Source organism: Algoriphagus aquimarinus (assembly GCF_007997215.1).
GTDB lineage: Bacteria > Bacteroidota > Bacteroidia > Cytophagales > Cyclobacteriaceae > Algoriphagus > Algoriphagus aquimarinus_A.
Genome location: NZ_VORW01000027.1, coordinates 1 through 16,207, shown reverse-complemented (window position 1 = coordinate 16,207; position 16,207 = coordinate 1). Strand labels below are relative to the sequence as shown.

Sequence of the window (16,207 nt, the reverse complement as noted above, 5' to 3'; positions counted from 1 at the left end):
TTTAAGGATTTGAGCCCTTTCTGTCAGGCTTTATTTAATGTTTTTTGCATTTCATGACAAGTTATCTGCCGTTATGTCTGCCAATTTGACTTAAATCAAAAGTTTTATTGGTTAAAATCGTAAAAGGCATATCAAAAAACTAAGAGTTTCCGCCAATTACTGTCATTTTCATAACATCTTGATTTTCTGGCACTATCCATGTTAAAAAAGGTTAACTAGTTTTGAAAAAAGCTTAGTAATAGAGTGAAAAAATAAGGGGGAAGCTTCCGTTGGGAAAATAGGCTCCCCCGCTTTTACTAGGATGTGAGAACCCAAAGGTAAGAGTTTTTTTATTTTCTCGGTAGGTATCGCCTCTGCCTAATTGATAGAGGCTACTAAATGCTACAACAATGGCAAAAACCGAAGGTGGGAAGAAAATCGTCCCAGTAAAACCCTACACCAGAAAGGTGGATGGGAAGAAAGTAGTGGTGCCTGGACATAGAAGATCCACACCAAATTGAAGCCTAATTAGCTTCGGGCCGATCTATGGTAGGCTCTTTTTAAATGTTTATCACCTTATCTTAATTACAATTCAATGCAGCTTAAAAAGAAGTTTGTAGCATTCACCGACAAAGATATTCCGGTATCAGATACTGGAATCAAAGTAAAAGAAATGATTTCCTTACTAAAAGGGAATAAATACGAAAATGACTTACTGAAGTCTTTAGAAATCGAAAGTATTAAAGAAGAGTTTATCTCCATTCCTGGAGCTAGGACTGCACTTTCTAAGCTTAATGCAGTTGATAGAGATTATAAAAAAATAGATCATGAAGCGTCTTATAGAAGTTTAGGATTCGATTCTTCGAGAAAGAGAAAAGAAGAATTTGCAATCGTCTTTGATGGTGTCGCAGATGAGGATGAAAAAATCACCGCATTACCGATCTATTCTGCTAGGACTGATTTCTTCGAAAAGATGAATGGAATGGATAAGTATGCTTCTCAACTTTTTTCTAAAGATCTGTCTAGCATTGTCTATGCAAATCTTGACTTACTGCAAAAAGATTCAAAAGCCACGAAGAAGAAAGAGAAGTTTCGACTATTAAAAGAAATTGAAACGGGTTCTTTTTTTCTAAGAGCGATTGTAAGCTCCTCGTATAGAAATTACGATAACAAGGTTGCCCTTTTTGTAGCGCTGATTTCATTACACAAATCTTCCAAAGCGTCAGGGAGCACTTTTAGAATTTCAAATTTCGAATACAGTGAATCTTACGTTAGGATCTATTTTGAAAGTGATAGGAGTGTGCAACTTTCCAACTTTGGCGAAGTGACCCAGATGATCGAAGTTTCTAATGATGAAATAAAAAATAGGGCATTGAATTTTAAATGCCTTTTAAAAATCAGCTACTACGACAAGAATGAAATGATTGAGGGTGAAATAATCGCTAAACCTCAAACTACTGGAAAATATAGCATTTTAAGAATCACTCATGGTCAAAACGTCGAAACTGCAATTAAAATGCTGAAGGATATTTCAAAAGTCGATTCTGTTACCAATTCTGTTTTTGAAGATGCCAAAAGCATCAGTGAGATTGATAAACCTGATTTTATTCGTGATTTGGTTAAGCGAAAAATTGAAGGGGCAAGAGTAGAAGAGCTGAAGGACCATAAAAATGCGATGATTAGAGAATTGGAAACAAAGGTTACTAATATGTATGGCTTACTAAAGCTTTTTAATAAGCTGAACTTGGTGACGGATGATCCTGAGGTTAAAGAATATTTGAGATACTTGTTTTATGATGCACTCAGCAAGAGAATTGTTTGATTTGAAAATGAAATATAATTTGAAATGAGAATATCAAAAGTAAAAATAAAGGGCTTTAGATCATTTGGCCCAGATGAAGTTGAAATAGCTTTTAAGGAGAAACTGGCTGCGTTTATTGGTTTGAATAGTGCAGGAAAAACATCAGCACTTGAAGCATTAAGAAAGCTTTTCGGGTCATCCTTAACGGAACGAGAAATCTCCAGACAAGACTTTCATATAGGGAAAGATGAAAACTTCGAAGAAATTTCAGAAAGAGAACTTTCTATAGAAGTGAGGATAGATTTTTCAGAAGAAGAGCAAGAAGCTGTTCCACATTTCTTTTCCAATATGGTTGTAGATGACTTGTTAGGTGATCTATACATTCGAATAAGATTGAATGCAACTTGGAAGAAATCTAAAATTGTTCCACAAGGGGAGATAGAGGTTAGAACCAACTTTATTATTACACCTGAAGGTGAGCAAGAACAAGAGGGTAGCAAACGGCCATTTCCGAACCACTACAGAAGTCTAATTCAGATTCTTTATGTTCCTGCAATAAGGAGGCCTGCGGAACAATTGAAGTACGCCTCAGGTAGTATTATGCATAGGGTTCTTCGAAAAATCAAATCGAGTGATGAATTTAAGCAAGAGTTTGATGAAAAAATAGGGGAGATTAATGATTCTTTTAAGGGATTACCAGAGTTTAATACGGTACAGACTTCAATTACTGAATTTTGGCAAAAATTTCACAAAGACGAGCGTTACAGAGATGCAACACTTGGTTTTGGTGGTAGTGATTTTGATTCCATCCTCAAAAAGTTGGAGATATCCTTCAATCCGACAGGAACTCATAAGTCCTTCGGAATTGATGAACTTGGTGAAGGATACCGCTCAATGTTTTATCTAACTTTAGTTTGCTCTCTATTGGACGTGGAAGAAAAACTCGCAGAAACCGAAGATTCAGAAACCATAGGTACAAGTAGGCCACTTCTTACTATTCTCGCAATTGAAGAGCCTGAAAATCATATTGCGCCCCAACTGCTGGGAAGGGTTATTAAAATTCTAAAAACTATTTCTGAAAAAGAAAATTCCCAAGTTTTCCTTTCATCTCACACGTCAGCAATAGTCAAAAGATTGGAACCCGAGTCTATTTTTCATTTCAGAATAACTGAAAAATATGAGACAGAAGTAAATGTAATATTACTTCCAGAAAAAACGGACGAATCATATAAATACGTAAAAGAAGCCGTTCATAATTATCCGGAAATCTACTTTGCAAGATTGGTTGTTATTGGAGAAGGGGATAGTGAAGAAGTTATCTTCAATAGATTGATGAGTGTGATGAAGGTGGATTTTGATGACAATATCATCACATTTGCGCCATTGGGACATCGTTTTGTAAACCATATATGGAAACTGCTCAGTACACTTCATATTCCGTACATCACACTGCTTGATTTGGATATAGAAAGGGGAGGCGGTGGCTGGGGTAGGGTGAAGTATGCAATTCAGCAACTCATTAAAGTTGGCGTTGTCAAGGAAACTATCTTAGTAACTACTGACGGAATTCTATCAGATGATGAGTTGGAGGATATGCATACCTGGAGTCTTACAGATAAGGATTCTATAAAAAATCTGAATAGTTGGGTGGATATGTTGAAGCCGTATAATGTTTTTTACTCCAATCCCCTTGATCTAGACTTTTTAATGCTCACTCATTATCCTGAATTTTATAAAAAAGCTATTCCTAAAGGAGGCGGGCCTAGAATTCCTGACAAAGTCAAAGAACCGGATGAATTTTCAGAGAAAGTCGAAGCTGCTGTTCAAGCAACATTGAAATCGGAGAAAGCAACCGGAGCAACTTATTCTGATGAAGAAAGGGAACAACTGATGATATGGTACAACTATCATTTCTTAGGAAGAGGGAAACCTGCTACTCATATTCAAGTTTTGTCCTCCATGAGTGATAAGGAAATAGAAGATAATTTGCCTCCAGTTTTTTCAGATATCTTTAATCGAATCTCGTTAATGGTGAATTAAGCCTAGATCAATGAAGAGAATTAAACCAGAAATGTGGGTACCGGCTGACGATATGATTCTTGAATCGAATGCTCTTGACATAGCAAAAATGTCGGAAAATAGCTTGGTAGTAGCTGGCCCTGGAGCGGGGAAGACAGAATTGCTAGCGCAAAAGGCTTCTTTCCTTCTCCAGACCAATACCTGTCCTTACCCATACAAGATTTTAGCAATAAGCTTCAAGCGAGATGCTGCATTTAATTTGAAGGAAAGGGTTCAGAAACGGTGTGGAGATGAACTATCCAAAAGATTTGAATCACTAACTTTTGATTCCTTCGCTAAGCAGATATTGGACAGATTTAAAGAAGGGTTGCCAAATGGGTATAAGGTCAGTGCTGATTATGATATTGTAATTCAGGATCAGACTGTTCTGGATTTTTACAAGTCCGAGGACATTGATTATTTCAACATGACAAGTCGAGATACAATTTGGTCTTTGCACGATGCTAAATTTCCGCATAGCAGTAATACGCCAGGAGAACGTGTCAGAAATCAGGTATGGGAAAAGATGTTGGCAATGCCTCCATCAAAATTGACATTCAAGATGATTATGAGGTTGGCGGAGTATATCATTAATGCCAATCCCAAAATCAAACAATATCTACAAAAAACTTATCAACATGTTTTTTTGGATGAGTTTCAAGATACAACTGGAATTCAATATGACCTTTTTAAAAGCTGCTTTTTACATAGCAATAGTTATTTTACCGCTGTAGGAGATGATAAGCAGAGAATAATGCTATGGGCGGGAGCACAAGATTCGGTCTTTGATGATTTTATTGCTGACACTTTGGCTACTCGTGTGCCGCTTACAATGAACTTTCGCTGTGCGCCAAGATTAGTTAGTCTATTAAATCATCTCACAGAACATTTGCTCGGTAAAACCGACATTGCAACACCTTCGCCTAAATGGCATCCCGATCAAGGAGAATGCTCAGTTTGGATATTTGAAAATCCTGACGCTGAAATGCGAATCTTGTTTCAAGAGGTGAATCATTGGGTCACAACGGATGGCTTAAATCCAAGAGATATATGCATCCTAGTAAAGCAGCAGTTACCATTATATGCAGGGAATATAATTGAATATTTTAATCAAAATGGATTAAAAGCCCGTGATGAAAATAGATTTCAGGATATACTCACCCAAGAAGTTTGTCTTTATATAATTAATACGTTCTACGCTATTTTCGAGCCAAAAGATAATTCCGCTAGACAAATTGTATTTGGTTTCCTTAGTAACATTCACTCAGAATTCGAAGACGATCAGTTATTGAAATTGGAAGTTTCTTTATCCGGATTTATTAGAAAGCTTAAGAATCGCAAAGCAACATCAACATTAAATGATGATCTGATAAGGGAGATGATTGTCGAGATAGTTGATTTCGCGGGTAGAGATCGGATAAGAGCTTTTTTTCCAACTTATAGAAACTTATCAATTTTAGATTCATATATAAAGGAAGTTGAAGATGAGTTAATCAGAAATTACCAAAGTTCAAATAGCTTGATTACTGCCTTAGATATGCTGTTAGGAAAGGACACCATTCCGGTAATGACAATTCATAAAAGCAAAGGTCTTGAATACCATACAATAATATTTGTTGGATTGGAAGATGGTGCGTTTTGGTCGTTTCAGAGGCAACCAGATGAAGATAAATGTGCATTCTTTGTAGCTCTTTCTAGAGCAAAAGAAAGAGTAGTGTTTACATTCAGTCAACAACGTGAATTAAGATTTGGTATGCGTCCCCAAGCCATGACTAATATTGAGGTTATATTTGATGAATTGGAAAAATCAGGAATTGTTGAAATACAGGAGAGATCTCTTGATGAATAAGCGAAGGCTATGATCCTAAAAATGGAAAACTATAAATACCCAACTAGGGAAGAGTGGTTGGAAGTTTCTAGAACGTTTCCTGAAATGGGTACGTTTGGTTTTTCAAATGTTAAGGAAATTGGTTTGCTCTTAGAAGGTGAGAAAACCGCTAAAGAAGTTTTTCAACTGCAAAATCTATATCATTGGGACTCAGTTTTAAGTACCAAAGTATGGAATCTAAGGCAATCGTATGTCATTACTCTAGTGAATTTCAACAGAGGCATAGCTCAAACAGATCAGGATTTTAAAAGTGAATTAAAGGTCATTAATTTAAGGCAATTCGAGTTTTATTTTGAGACGACTATGTACTATTTGATCTCCGCAAGAGATATCATTTATCAAATTGTCAATTTGGCATTTATACAAATTCGCTTGCAAGAAAGAGAAGTCACTTTAAATAAAATTTTAAAAAATATTCAAGATGTGCATCTCGGAGATTTAATAAAAAGTTCATCAATTATTCTAAAAGACGTGAATGAGTTGCGAAACTCAATGGCTCACAGGTTTCCAAAAACTGCTAATGACTTTCGAAGCGAAATATCCGAGGATGGCAGGAGGTACAGTTCCTTTAAGCGGAAGGCGATTGATTATGATAAAAGAATTGAGAATCTTACGACCGGAATTGAACATCTTCATCTCTTTTATTCTGAAATAAAAGTTGAACTCAGCAAACAATTTTCACTAGAAAATGGCTAGAAAAAATACAAGATAGTTTTAGTTACTATGCTCGGGTTCAAACCACCCTCTTCCCCTCCTCCGTAATCACATACCTCTGCTCGGGACTATTTCGACTTTCTGGATTTGTCATCTTTATCCATGATAGCTCCAAGGCCATACCAACACTTCTTTTAAAGTTGTTAGTTGTATTCTTCAATTCAAAGTTTTCTAGGATTTCGGCTTTTGATCTTGAAACACCGCAAAATACTAGTGTTTGGAATATTCGGAGCATTGAAACATCATTGATCTCTTGAGCAAATTCTCCTCCTTTTATCTTAGCTACTTGTTCTCTTAGTTGTTCAATCTTATTTTTTCTTGCATTAGCAGCAATGGTATCATTTGATTTCCTGTCTTGATTATTGGTAAAATTGAACAAATCATTTTCGTTTAAACCCAAAATTTTCAGTAGCCTAAATATCGTTAAAAGAGTAGGGTTTGCTTTACCGCTTTCATAGGCCCTGTATTGTGATGTCGTGTATCCATAGGTGTTTGCAAAGTCCTCAATCGATTTTATACCAATATTTTCTCTTGATTTTTGGAAGAACAAGCCGAGATTTAATTGGAGGGATTTGAAATCATTTTGAAACGCTTCTAGTTGATCTTTAGCGGTGTTTTTATCCATTCCTAAATCAACAATTGAGTTAAATGATTTAAAACCTGTTATAATAGGTTTTTTATTTGCTTGTTTGGATTATTGTTTTTAACTTAGAAACATCAAAATTTATCATTTGGGGGAGTTCTTTTAACCTTTCGATCTTTTAAAGGTTGCAATTACTTGTTCCTAGATGAATTTTAACTGGTATTTTCAAAGAGTCTCGGCTGCAAATTCTGACGTTTACCTCGGACGAGACGGTAGGGAAATACCCATGGCTAGCTATATTTGTATAGTTATGGCTGTGGGTTCCTTATCGTAATTCCAATCCGTATGCCGTCAGAAGCTAGCAGCTTGGTTGTAAGGAGCTCCGCCATAACTCCTTTTTAACCTTCAAAGACTCGTTTTACCATTTTTCATTTATATGAAAACGAGCATGATTGATTTACTTCCTTTTCTGTTTCAGAAAGCTTCCTGTAGGGTCCACAGGATGGGAGAGTATGCTCTGTTGGTAAGCGGGTCATCTCGTTCTCTACCGATAGCTGTCAGGATTATCGGGACCTATTACATCCGTCCAGTGGAACTCGGCATCGCCGCGGTAGATCGCCTATATCCTCTGAAGCCTAAGAATCCGATTTAAGGGTTCGTTTTTTAAGACCGTGAAAGGGGAGGTGCACAGCCCTGAGCAGATCGGTTACCACACACTCACGTCAGCAAGCTCACAGTAGCTGGTAGCGCTGACACATTACATCTTATTATTCAGTATTGCTGGACTATCGGAAATCGGTAGGGTGGAAGGACTACGTCTTGTTTGGAACGTCATTGCGCCTGCCCGTCGTGGCGGGAGGACGAAGGACGAAGCAATCTCATAGAAGTTAGCACTTCCTAGATCGAGATTGCCGCGGCTCGTACCTCGCCTCGCAATGACGGTAACCACACCGGGCATCGGTCATCCGACACCTGTCAGCCGGTCTTCCGTCTTCGGTCTCCCGTCCGCCAACATCGGTCATCGGTCATCGGACACTTGTACTGAGCGAAGTCGAAGTACCCAGCAACAAACATCAAAAGCACATGAAAAAAACACTACTCATTTGCTTAATGGGATACCTATGTCTTCCCATAAGCACCCTAAAAGCACAAAGTAAAGTTGCGGAGTCACCCCCAGGTACAGATTTGGTTTATCAGCCTGGCATCCCAGGGCAGGAGGGCGAGAGTCCTTCTGCTCTTTCCGATACCTTAACCATTGGAGATCAGATACCGAGTGGCATTCTGTTTACTAATGTTCTGAAGCTGGGAGGCAAACCCATAAATCTGGATCAGCAGAAAGGCCAATACAAAGTCCTTCATTTCTGGGCAACTTCCTGCTCGGCAAGCATCAAGTCCCTGCTCGAAACAGATCAGCTTCAGAAGGATTTTCAGAGTAGGATTGATTTTGTGCCTATCACGTTCGAACCTCTGGACAATGTCAGGAAAACCCTGGAGCCATACGGCATCTTGGAGAAAACCGACATACCGATAGTTACCTCGGATGGCAGGCTTCAGCGTCTCATTCCGCATCTGACTATTCCGCATTTCGTGATTTTGGATCAATGGGGGAAAATTGTTGCCATTACCGGTAAGGAGGATATGACAAATGAAAAGCTGCAACACCTACTCGATACTGGTCAGCCTTCCTTCCGGTTAAAGAAGGACGTCAGTTTCCAGCTCAGGCAGGATGAATTTCTGATTCCCGGAAATGAAAAAATCCCAGAAAAGAATATCAGGTACCTTTCCGCGCTGACAGGATATATCCCCGAAGTCAAATCATCCCTGATCCAACACTTTGATTTCGGTTCTTATTTCAGGATTGTAAACATGTCCCTTTTCAAGCATTTCCAGTTTGCATATTCCGGCCACGACATCGTGGATTATTTTGGAGTCAACAGGATAGTTCTCGAGGATTTTGAAAAAGAAGAAATTACCTCCTCCAAAACAGGGATGGACTACAGAGAGTGGAAAATGCAGGAAGGGCATGTCTACAGCTACGAACTGATTCTTCCACCCGGCATAGAGCCATTTGCATATATGAAGGATGAGCTCAAAAAATTCTTCCCCTACATAGAAGCCAGAGTAGAAATGCAAAAAAGGACTGTATATGCATTGATACAACAGGAAGTAAGATCCTTTCCTGAATCCCAAAATGCCAATAAATCATACAAAACCAGACCATTTGGGGTGGAGATGACAAATTACCCGCTGCAGGGTCTGGTCTATCACCTCAACTCCTTTTTCCTACAGTCAAGCCCCTATCCACTGATCAACCTCACCGGAATTGACTATCCCATAGACCTTAAGCTGGAAGCACAACTCGCAAGTGTAGAAAGTCTGAGGGAAGGATTTCAGAAACATGGGCTAGAGCTAGTAGAGAAGGAATTGGAAATCCCTGTTTTAGTCCTCAGAAAATTAAATAAATATAAACCCATACAGCCATGAAATCGAGCATGACTAAAAAGTCACACACTGGGATGAATATAATGCATGCGAGATTCCATATGGCCTTTAAAAGACAAATTATAATCATATGAAAAACATCTATCTGATTTTGACATTGACCCTGCTCTGTGCATCACACGAAATATGTGGGCAGTCCAATACCGTGGACGGGAAAGTAGTTGACATAGAATCCGGAGAAGCTCTCCCCGGAGCTTTGGTAACTGCCACTCCCGGTTCCATTTCTAGCATCACTGATGATAACGGGAATTTCTCCCTAAACCTTGAATCTGGAGAATCCGAACTTACAGTCCAGTTTATAGGCTTCGAGACTTTCAAGAAAATCATTGAAATACCTTTGGGCGAAATCCTTGAAATCAAACTGGTACCATTACAGATGGGGTTGGAAGAAGTGGAAGTTTTGGCCACCGGGTATCAGGAAATTCCCAAAAGTAGAGCATCAGGTTCTTTTGTAAGTCTAAACGAAGAGCTCATAGACCGAAGGGTGAGTACCAACCTGATCGACAGGCTGGAAGATGTAACTTCAGGTTTGATTTTCAACCGTACCGGTGATCACGGAAGGGACCCGATTTCCATCAGAGGTAGAAGTACTTTGGGTCAATTTAACCAACCCCTGATTGTTATTGACAATTTTCCATTTGACGGATCACTGGAGGACATCAACCCAAATGACATTGGCTCTATTACAGTGCTTAAAGATGCTGCTGCGGCTTCTATTTGGGGAGCAAGAGCCGGAAACGGAGTGATTGTGATCACTACCAAAAAAGGTAAGTCCAACCAGCCGGTTAGGGTTAGTTTCACAGCAAACACAAACCTGATAGAACATCCAAATGCCAATCTAAATCCGGTATTATCCACTAATGACTACATTGATGTGGAAAGACAACTCTTCGAATCTGGATTTTATTCTCCTTTCGAATCAAGTTTCAGCAATCCTGTATTGAGTCCTGTTGTCGAACTACTAATTCGACAGAGGGAAGGTGAAATCTCCGACTCGGAAGCGGAAGCAGGAATCAACATACTCAGACAAAACAACCTGTACAACGATATAAACCGCTACCTGTACCGAAACCAGATCAATCAACAATATGCATTGGGAATCTCGGGAGGAGGGGAGTTTCATAATTTTAGGGTTAGTGCAGGATGGGACAAACTGCAGGAGAATGTCACAGGGAATAATTCTGACAGGATGACCCTGAACTTCAGGAATGAATTCAGCCTATTTGAGAATCGGTTGAAAATTTCAGCAGGATTTTATGGCACCAAGACAAAAGAAGTAGACCAGAACGTGGGACCAGAGGACCTTAGGTTCAGTTCCACCGCTTCCATGTATCCTTATGCCCGGCTGGCAAATGCCAACGGCGAGGCTCTTCCCCTGTTTAGGGATTACAGGGAAAGCCTGAAAAGACAGGCTGAGGATCAGGGACTCTTGGATTGGGCATTTGTGCCACTGGATGAGATCGGTAGAGCACCCACTGTGTCTGTCCGGGATGACTGGAGGATCAACTTGGGGGCTTCCTATAAGATTATACCTGATTTGAATGTGAATTTGCTTTACCAGTATTGGGAAAATAAGGGGCAAAGCAATACAGAATATTCCCCTGAAAGCTATTTTGCACGTAACCTGATTAATTCCTTCACGCAGGTGGATCCAACGTCCGGCAACCTCTCCTTTCCAGTCCCAAGGCAAGGAATTTATGACTGGGGTACTTCCAGGGCTCTAAGCCATAGCGGAAGAATTCAGATGGATTACCAAAAGGATCTTGGGGAAAGCTGGAATGTCCAGGCTTTGGCCGGAGCGGAGTTCAAGGCTCTGGAAAACCGTTCCTTTTCGGGGAGGTACTACGGATTCGATGAAGAGCTATATACCAATCAGCCGGTTGATTACACCAATTTGTATTCCCAATATTATTTCCCCCAGTCGGGTCAGCGTATCCCGAACAGGGAAGGATTGGGTTTGGGACAGGATAGGTTCACCTCGCTTTTCGCAAATGCCTCACTTTCTTATCAAAACCGGTACCTGTTGACCGTCAGTGCGCGAAAGGATGCCTCCAATCTTTTCGGGGTTTCCGCCAATCAAAGGGCAGTACCGCTTTGGTCTGCCGGCTTGGGTTGGGTATTGAGCGAGGAGGAGTTTTACAACTGGGATAATCTGCCCTTTGTGAAATTAAGATTGTCCTATGGGTATAATGGAAATGTAGACAGAAGTCTTTCTGCATTTACTACGGCCAGGACAATTTCCAACAATCCGCTAACCCAGCTTCCTTATTCACAGATCGTCAATCCGCCTAATTCACTCTTACGGTGGGAGCGGATCAAAATCATCAATGCAGGACTGGATATGGAAAGTAAGTCTGGCAGGCTCTTAGGATCAGTGGAATTTTTTAGGAAAGTAGGATTGGATCTTATCGGAACTTCCCCATTTGCTCCATCCACCGGGATACGAAGTTTCACCGGAAATAATGCAAGTACACTGACTAAAGGAATTGACATAACCTTGGAGACGAAAAATCTACAGGGTGAATTCTCATGGAACACTGTATTTCTAATCAGTGGTATTAATGAAGAAGTGATCCGCTTCGAAACAGAAGTCAGTCCAATCAATATTTTAAATTTCTCCAGTTCAGGACTCGGTGGCACCTATTATCCGGTAGAGGGCAGACCCCTTTTTGGCGTTTATGCACTTCCTTGGGAAGGTTTAAACCCGGCAACTGGCGCACCGATAGGACTACTTGACGGAGAGCCAAGTGAAGATTACCGGTCTATTGTCAACGGTGTGACCATGGACAATTTAACTTACTATGGAGCAGCCAGACCTACCGTGTTTGGAGCAATCAGAAATAATTTCATGTATAAAGGACTAAGTCTTTCTGCCAATATTACTTTTCGCGGCGGCTACTATTTCAAAAGAACAACGGTCCAATATGAAAACATCATGCAGGGCAGGGGAGGTCATGCTGATTTTGCACTCAGGTGGCAACAACCAGGGGATGAAACGGCAACTCAGGTGCCTGCTATGCCTGAAAATAGAGACGGTTTTAGGGATACTTTCATCAGAAACAGCTCTGCCTTAGTAGAAAAAGGCGATCATATCCGACTTCAGGATATAAGACTTGGATACAGTTTTCCTCGCCAATCTAAAGGGCTAAAGGCCTTTAGGAATGCCGAGGTCTTTCTTTATGCCAACAATATCGGCATGATATGGAAAGCAACGGACTCAGAATGGGATCCGGATTTTGGTACTAACCTTCCATTGAGAAGTTTGGCAGCAGGATTACAACTCGATTTCTAAAACAACATAAAAAGGGAACAGGTCAAAAGCTTTCTTCATAAGGGGAGACTGGTTATCTCCAAATCCAAAAGACCCGCCTGTGGGTTGCTTACTTCAAGAAAATCCGCAGGCCCCTTTTTTAAAAGCAATACAATTATGAAAAACATACTCAAAAAATCAAAATTGATCCTCCTTGCAGGCCTATTGGTCTCCTGTGAAGGGTTCTTGGATCCCAAGCCCAATCAAAGTCTGGTTGTACCCAACACGCTTACAGACGTCCAGAATTTACTGGATAATACGACGGTTTTTAACAACCAGGGTACCCTTCCGCTACTTTCCACCAATGAATTTTGGGCAACAGATGAAGCTTATAACGGATTTGCAACAGTGGTGGAACAGGGGACATACAGATGGGCTGATGATCCCTACCAGGGTAGTTTTACCTCCGATTGGTCAGACCCATATTCCCAGGTTTTTTATGCCAACGTGGCACTGGAAACTTTGGCGAAAATAGAAGAGGAATCTGGAGTTAGTCCACAGTTAAACGAGCTCAAGGGAGCTGCTTTGTTTCATCGATCATACGCCTATTTCAATTTACTCCAACAATTTTCCCCTCCATACTCAAGGGACGGTGACAATGAGGGAAGTCTTGGGATTGTACTTCGGGAATCTGCCGACATAAGTACCCGGCCAGTACGGGCAAGTTTGCTGGAGTCTTACAGCCAAATCCAAACTGATTTAACTATGGCTGCAGAGCTCTTACCCCAGCAGGCAAGTCCTAAAAACAGAGCTACTAAATCTGCGGCTTTGGGAGTTCTTGCAAGATTTTACCTGATCACATTTCAATATGAGCAGGCTATTCAAGCTGCAGAAGCTGCTTTGAATTTATACCAAAATCGCCTGGACTTCAATACGCTTAATTTTGCCTCATCAAGACCCTTTGCCAGATTTAATAATGAAATGATCTTTTATTCTGTTTTAAGCAGTGTAAGTTTCCACCGTTCTGCGCAGGTATATGCGGATAGTACTATTGTAAAGCTTTTCGAAGAGGGGGACTTAAGGCTACCTGCCTATTTTTCCAAGTCATCAAGTGGATATTACAATTTCAACAAACACCTGACAGGCCTTCCTTTCCTTTTTGGAGGTATATCCGTAGGGGAAATGCAACTTATTGCCGCTGAAGGATATGCCAGACAAGGAAATGTACAGGCGGCATCAGCATTGTTGAATGAGCTTTTATCCCTTCGTTACCAGACAGGTACCTGGGTGGATTTGGAAATCACCGATGAAGATGAACTACTCGGAAGGATCTTAGAGGAAAGGAAAAAGGAGCTATTTGGCAGGGGTATAAGGTGGACAGATCTCCGCAGGTTAAATCAATATCCAACGTATCAAAAATCCCTCATTCGGGAGATCAATGGAGAACAATTTACACTTGAACCCAATTCAAATCGGTATGTATTTCCCATCCCTGATGATGAAATCCAGCGGAGTGGAATCAGCCAAAACCCTAGATAAAAATAAACACCCAAGGCCAAGATGACCTTGGGTGTAACCTTTAAGGTATTACCGTGAATTGGCCTTCGTCCAAAATACTTTTGATACCCGTTGCCGGATCATCATTGGAAAATTGAACCAGGCATTCCATTTCCTGATTATCACAGTTGTAACTCAGGTTATTGTATTCCTCTGTTACATTTCTGTAATTACTTGGCTCAGACGAATCCGGGGTGAATACTTCCTCCGGAGGGTTTGAGTCCAAGATAGCAGGGGCATTCATTGCCATTGCGAAGGTTGCTCCCAACACCATTGCTAGTGCTGGAAGCATTTTCTTGATCTTATTCATAATTATAGACCCTTTTTTGACAAATCAAAAAGGGACAAACCGTTTGAATCTAAATGCCTACTCTGAAAAGGGTTTTCGGCATCTCCCTTTGGGAGGCTCATTGGGTTCTAGCCAGTCTCTTACCCCAGGCTATCAAGAGAAATGATCCTCCGGTAATGCTATTTTTTTGGGTGGGGTTTTACAGCAGCCCTGCCCTTTTTTTAACCTTTGAGGTGTCACCCTGAGCACTTGAGAGACGAGAGTCTCGAAATCGAAGGGTCCTATAAAGTTTTACTTGTCAGTTACTTGTGTATAGCACGTTTATTAGTTACATTCATTTTGAAACTAGTTGCTTTCATCCAATTGACCGCAGAAGCTGGAATAACACCATCTTCTACTGATTCATTTTTTACAGTCCCAGCTTTAGATAATTTGGACTGTGGGCGTCGGATCCACCTCCGACGCCTTTCTTTGAAGGTAGATTAATCATTGCTGTTCCACTTTTATCTTTCCAAACTCTTTAGACCTCCTCGGGACAAGCCTTAGTATTATCACTTTTCTTCATGTCCGAGGGAAATGGCCTTTGATCTTTTTTTCACCGGGTTAAAACCCAGCGCTATAAATCTGTCACTCCGGCCAAATGAATCCATACGGACGGGCCTCTGGGGTTTTCCTTTTTTAGCTTTCTGCATTTCGACTTCCAGCTATTTTCAATTCCCGACTTCGACTCCGCTCACACTGAGCACTTGAGAGACGAGAGTTTCGAAATCGAAGTGTCAGTCTGACACCACTTACCTTTCCTACCTTCCACTCAACACCATTCTCCCCTCCGCGAACTATCGGGAAGGGGTCGGGGGTAACAAAGACCATTTCCCATTAGGAATTCGTTTCCATCCTCGGCACAAACCTACGTCTTCCAAAAATGATCCTGCGCCGAGGGCAACGGCCTATTTTCTCTATTAACCATGGGTTTCACCCATGGCTATTAATGGTTTCACCCCTTCAGGGTGATTCTCACACCTCTCTACTTTCATATATTTTAAACTTCCAATTCCTTCATTTTAAATTGATCAAATACCAAACTCTAATTACTCCTCCGCGATAGCTACTTAATCTCTAATCTCCAATCTCTTAATCTTCCAATTTTTCAATTTTCCAATCTTTCAATCGAATACCGGCAACCCCCAACCCAATACACACTACAATCAGCACAAAGTGCTCTGCCCATCCCAAACTCTCCAGGATTCCCGCACAATTACACGGCACCCTTGGAAAAGCTCCCACCCAAATCAGTCCCACATAGGTTGTGAATACAGTGAGCAATAAGATGCTACCCAGGTATCCCCACCATCGGGTCACTGAAAAGAGTAGGAGTAGGGCAAGCAGCAACTCAGTTATTGGTATTGCATAAGCCAGAATCTCCGCCAGCTCGGCCGGAAAGGTCTGGTTAAGGAATGCCTTTCTGCTCTCTGTAAATCGAATCAGTTTATCCAGTCCCGTATAGGTCCAGAGGAGTATTAGTACGGTACTGAAGATTCTGTTCATATTCATATCATCTTAGTTAGCACTGACAAGCTCCCTCTCCT

The 16,207-nt window shown here is 40.7% G+C and carries 11 protein-coding genes; 8 read left to right on the top strand and 3 right to left on the bottom strand.

What is annotated here, in order from left to right; translation table 11 throughout:
- Positions 1–574: 574 nt before the first annotated feature.
- Genes ESV85_RS20640 through ESV85_RS20625 form a run of 4 tightly spaced genes read left to right on the top strand, consistent with a single transcriptional unit; the run spans position 575 to position 6,422 of the window.
- Positions 575–1,801: a hypothetical protein gene (locus ESV85_RS20640; protein WP_146921000.1), complete on the top strand. Its 1,227-nt coding sequence runs from the start codon at positions 575–577 to the stop codon at positions 1,799–1,801.
- A gap of 24 nt (positions 1,802–1,825) precedes the next feature.
- The gene (locus ESV85_RS20635) at positions 1,826–3,820 is read left to right on the top strand and encodes an ATP-dependent nuclease (protein WP_146920998.1); all 1,995 of its coding nucleotides are present in this window, start codon (positions 1,826–1,828) and stop codon (positions 3,818–3,820) included.
- 10 nt (positions 3,821–3,830) lie between these two features.
- Positions 3,831–5,687 carry a UvrD-helicase domain-containing protein gene (locus tag ESV85_RS20630; protein ID WP_146920996.1) on the top strand — a complete coding sequence of 619 codons (1,857 nt, stop codon included), beginning with the start codon at positions 3,831–3,833 and terminating at the stop codon, positions 5,685–5,687.
- Positions 5,688–5,708: 21 nt separating this feature from the next.
- Positions 5,709–6,422, top strand: coding sequence for a Cthe_2314 family HEPN domain-containing protein (locus tag ESV85_RS20625; protein WP_146920994.1), 714 nt, complete (start codon positions 5,709–5,711; stop codon positions 6,420–6,422).
- Positions 6,423–6,459: 37 nt separating this feature from the next.
- Here the strand turns inward: ESV85_RS20625 and ESV85_RS20620 are convergent, their stop codons facing one another.
- The gene (locus ESV85_RS20620; protein WP_146920992.1) at positions 6,460–7,065 is read right to left on the bottom strand and encodes a helix-turn-helix domain-containing protein; all 606 of its coding nucleotides are present in this window, start codon (positions 7,063–7,065) and stop codon (positions 6,460–6,462) included.
- Positions 7,066–7,459: 394 nt separating this feature from the next.
- On the opposite strand from ESV85_RS20620, the gene ESV85_RS20615 reads away from it, so the two are divergent.
- The 4 genes from ESV85_RS20615 to ESV85_RS20600 all read left to right on the top strand — a co-directional run bounded on the left by ESV85_RS20615 (position 7,460) and on the right by ESV85_RS20600 (position 14,314).
- Positions 7,460–7,675: a hypothetical protein gene (locus ESV85_RS20615; protein WP_146920990.1), complete on the top strand. Its 216-nt coding sequence runs from the start codon at positions 7,460–7,462 to the stop codon at positions 7,673–7,675.
- A gap of 431 nt (positions 7,676–8,106) precedes the next feature.
- Positions 8,107–9,507 carry a TlpA family protein disulfide reductase gene (locus tag ESV85_RS20610; protein WP_146920988.1) on the top strand — a complete coding sequence of 467 codons (1,401 nt, stop codon included), beginning with the start codon at positions 8,107–8,109 and terminating at the stop codon, positions 9,505–9,507.
- Positions 9,508–9,595: 88 nt separating this feature from the next.
- Positions 9,596–12,817 (top strand): SusC/RagA family TonB-linked outer membrane protein, encoded by a 3,222-nt coding sequence (locus ESV85_RS20605; RefSeq protein ID WP_146920986.1) that lies wholly within the window; start codon positions 9,596–9,598, stop codon positions 12,815–12,817.
- 135 nt (positions 12,818–12,952) lie between these two features.
- On the top strand, positions 12,953–14,314 hold the full coding sequence (locus ESV85_RS20600; protein WP_146920984.1) for a RagB/SusD family nutrient uptake outer membrane protein: 1,362 nt from the start codon (positions 12,953–12,955) through the stop codon (positions 14,312–14,314).
- A 40-nt stretch (positions 14,315–14,354) separates the two neighbouring features.
- On the opposite strand, the gene ESV85_RS20595 is transcribed toward ESV85_RS20600, so the two are convergent.
- Both ESV85_RS20595 and ESV85_RS20590 read right to left on the bottom strand, forming a co-directional pair.
- Positions 14,355–14,642 (bottom strand): DUF6520 family protein, encoded by a 288-nt coding sequence (locus ESV85_RS20595; protein ID WP_146920982.1) that lies wholly within the window; start codon positions 14,640–14,642, stop codon positions 14,355–14,357.
- Positions 14,643–15,752: 1,110 nt separating this feature from the next.
- Entirely contained in the window at positions 15,753–16,172 is a 420-nt protein-coding gene (locus ESV85_RS20590; protein WP_146920980.1) for a MauE/DoxX family redox-associated membrane protein, read from the bottom strand.
- Between the last annotated feature and the right edge of the window lie 35 nt (positions 16,173–16,207).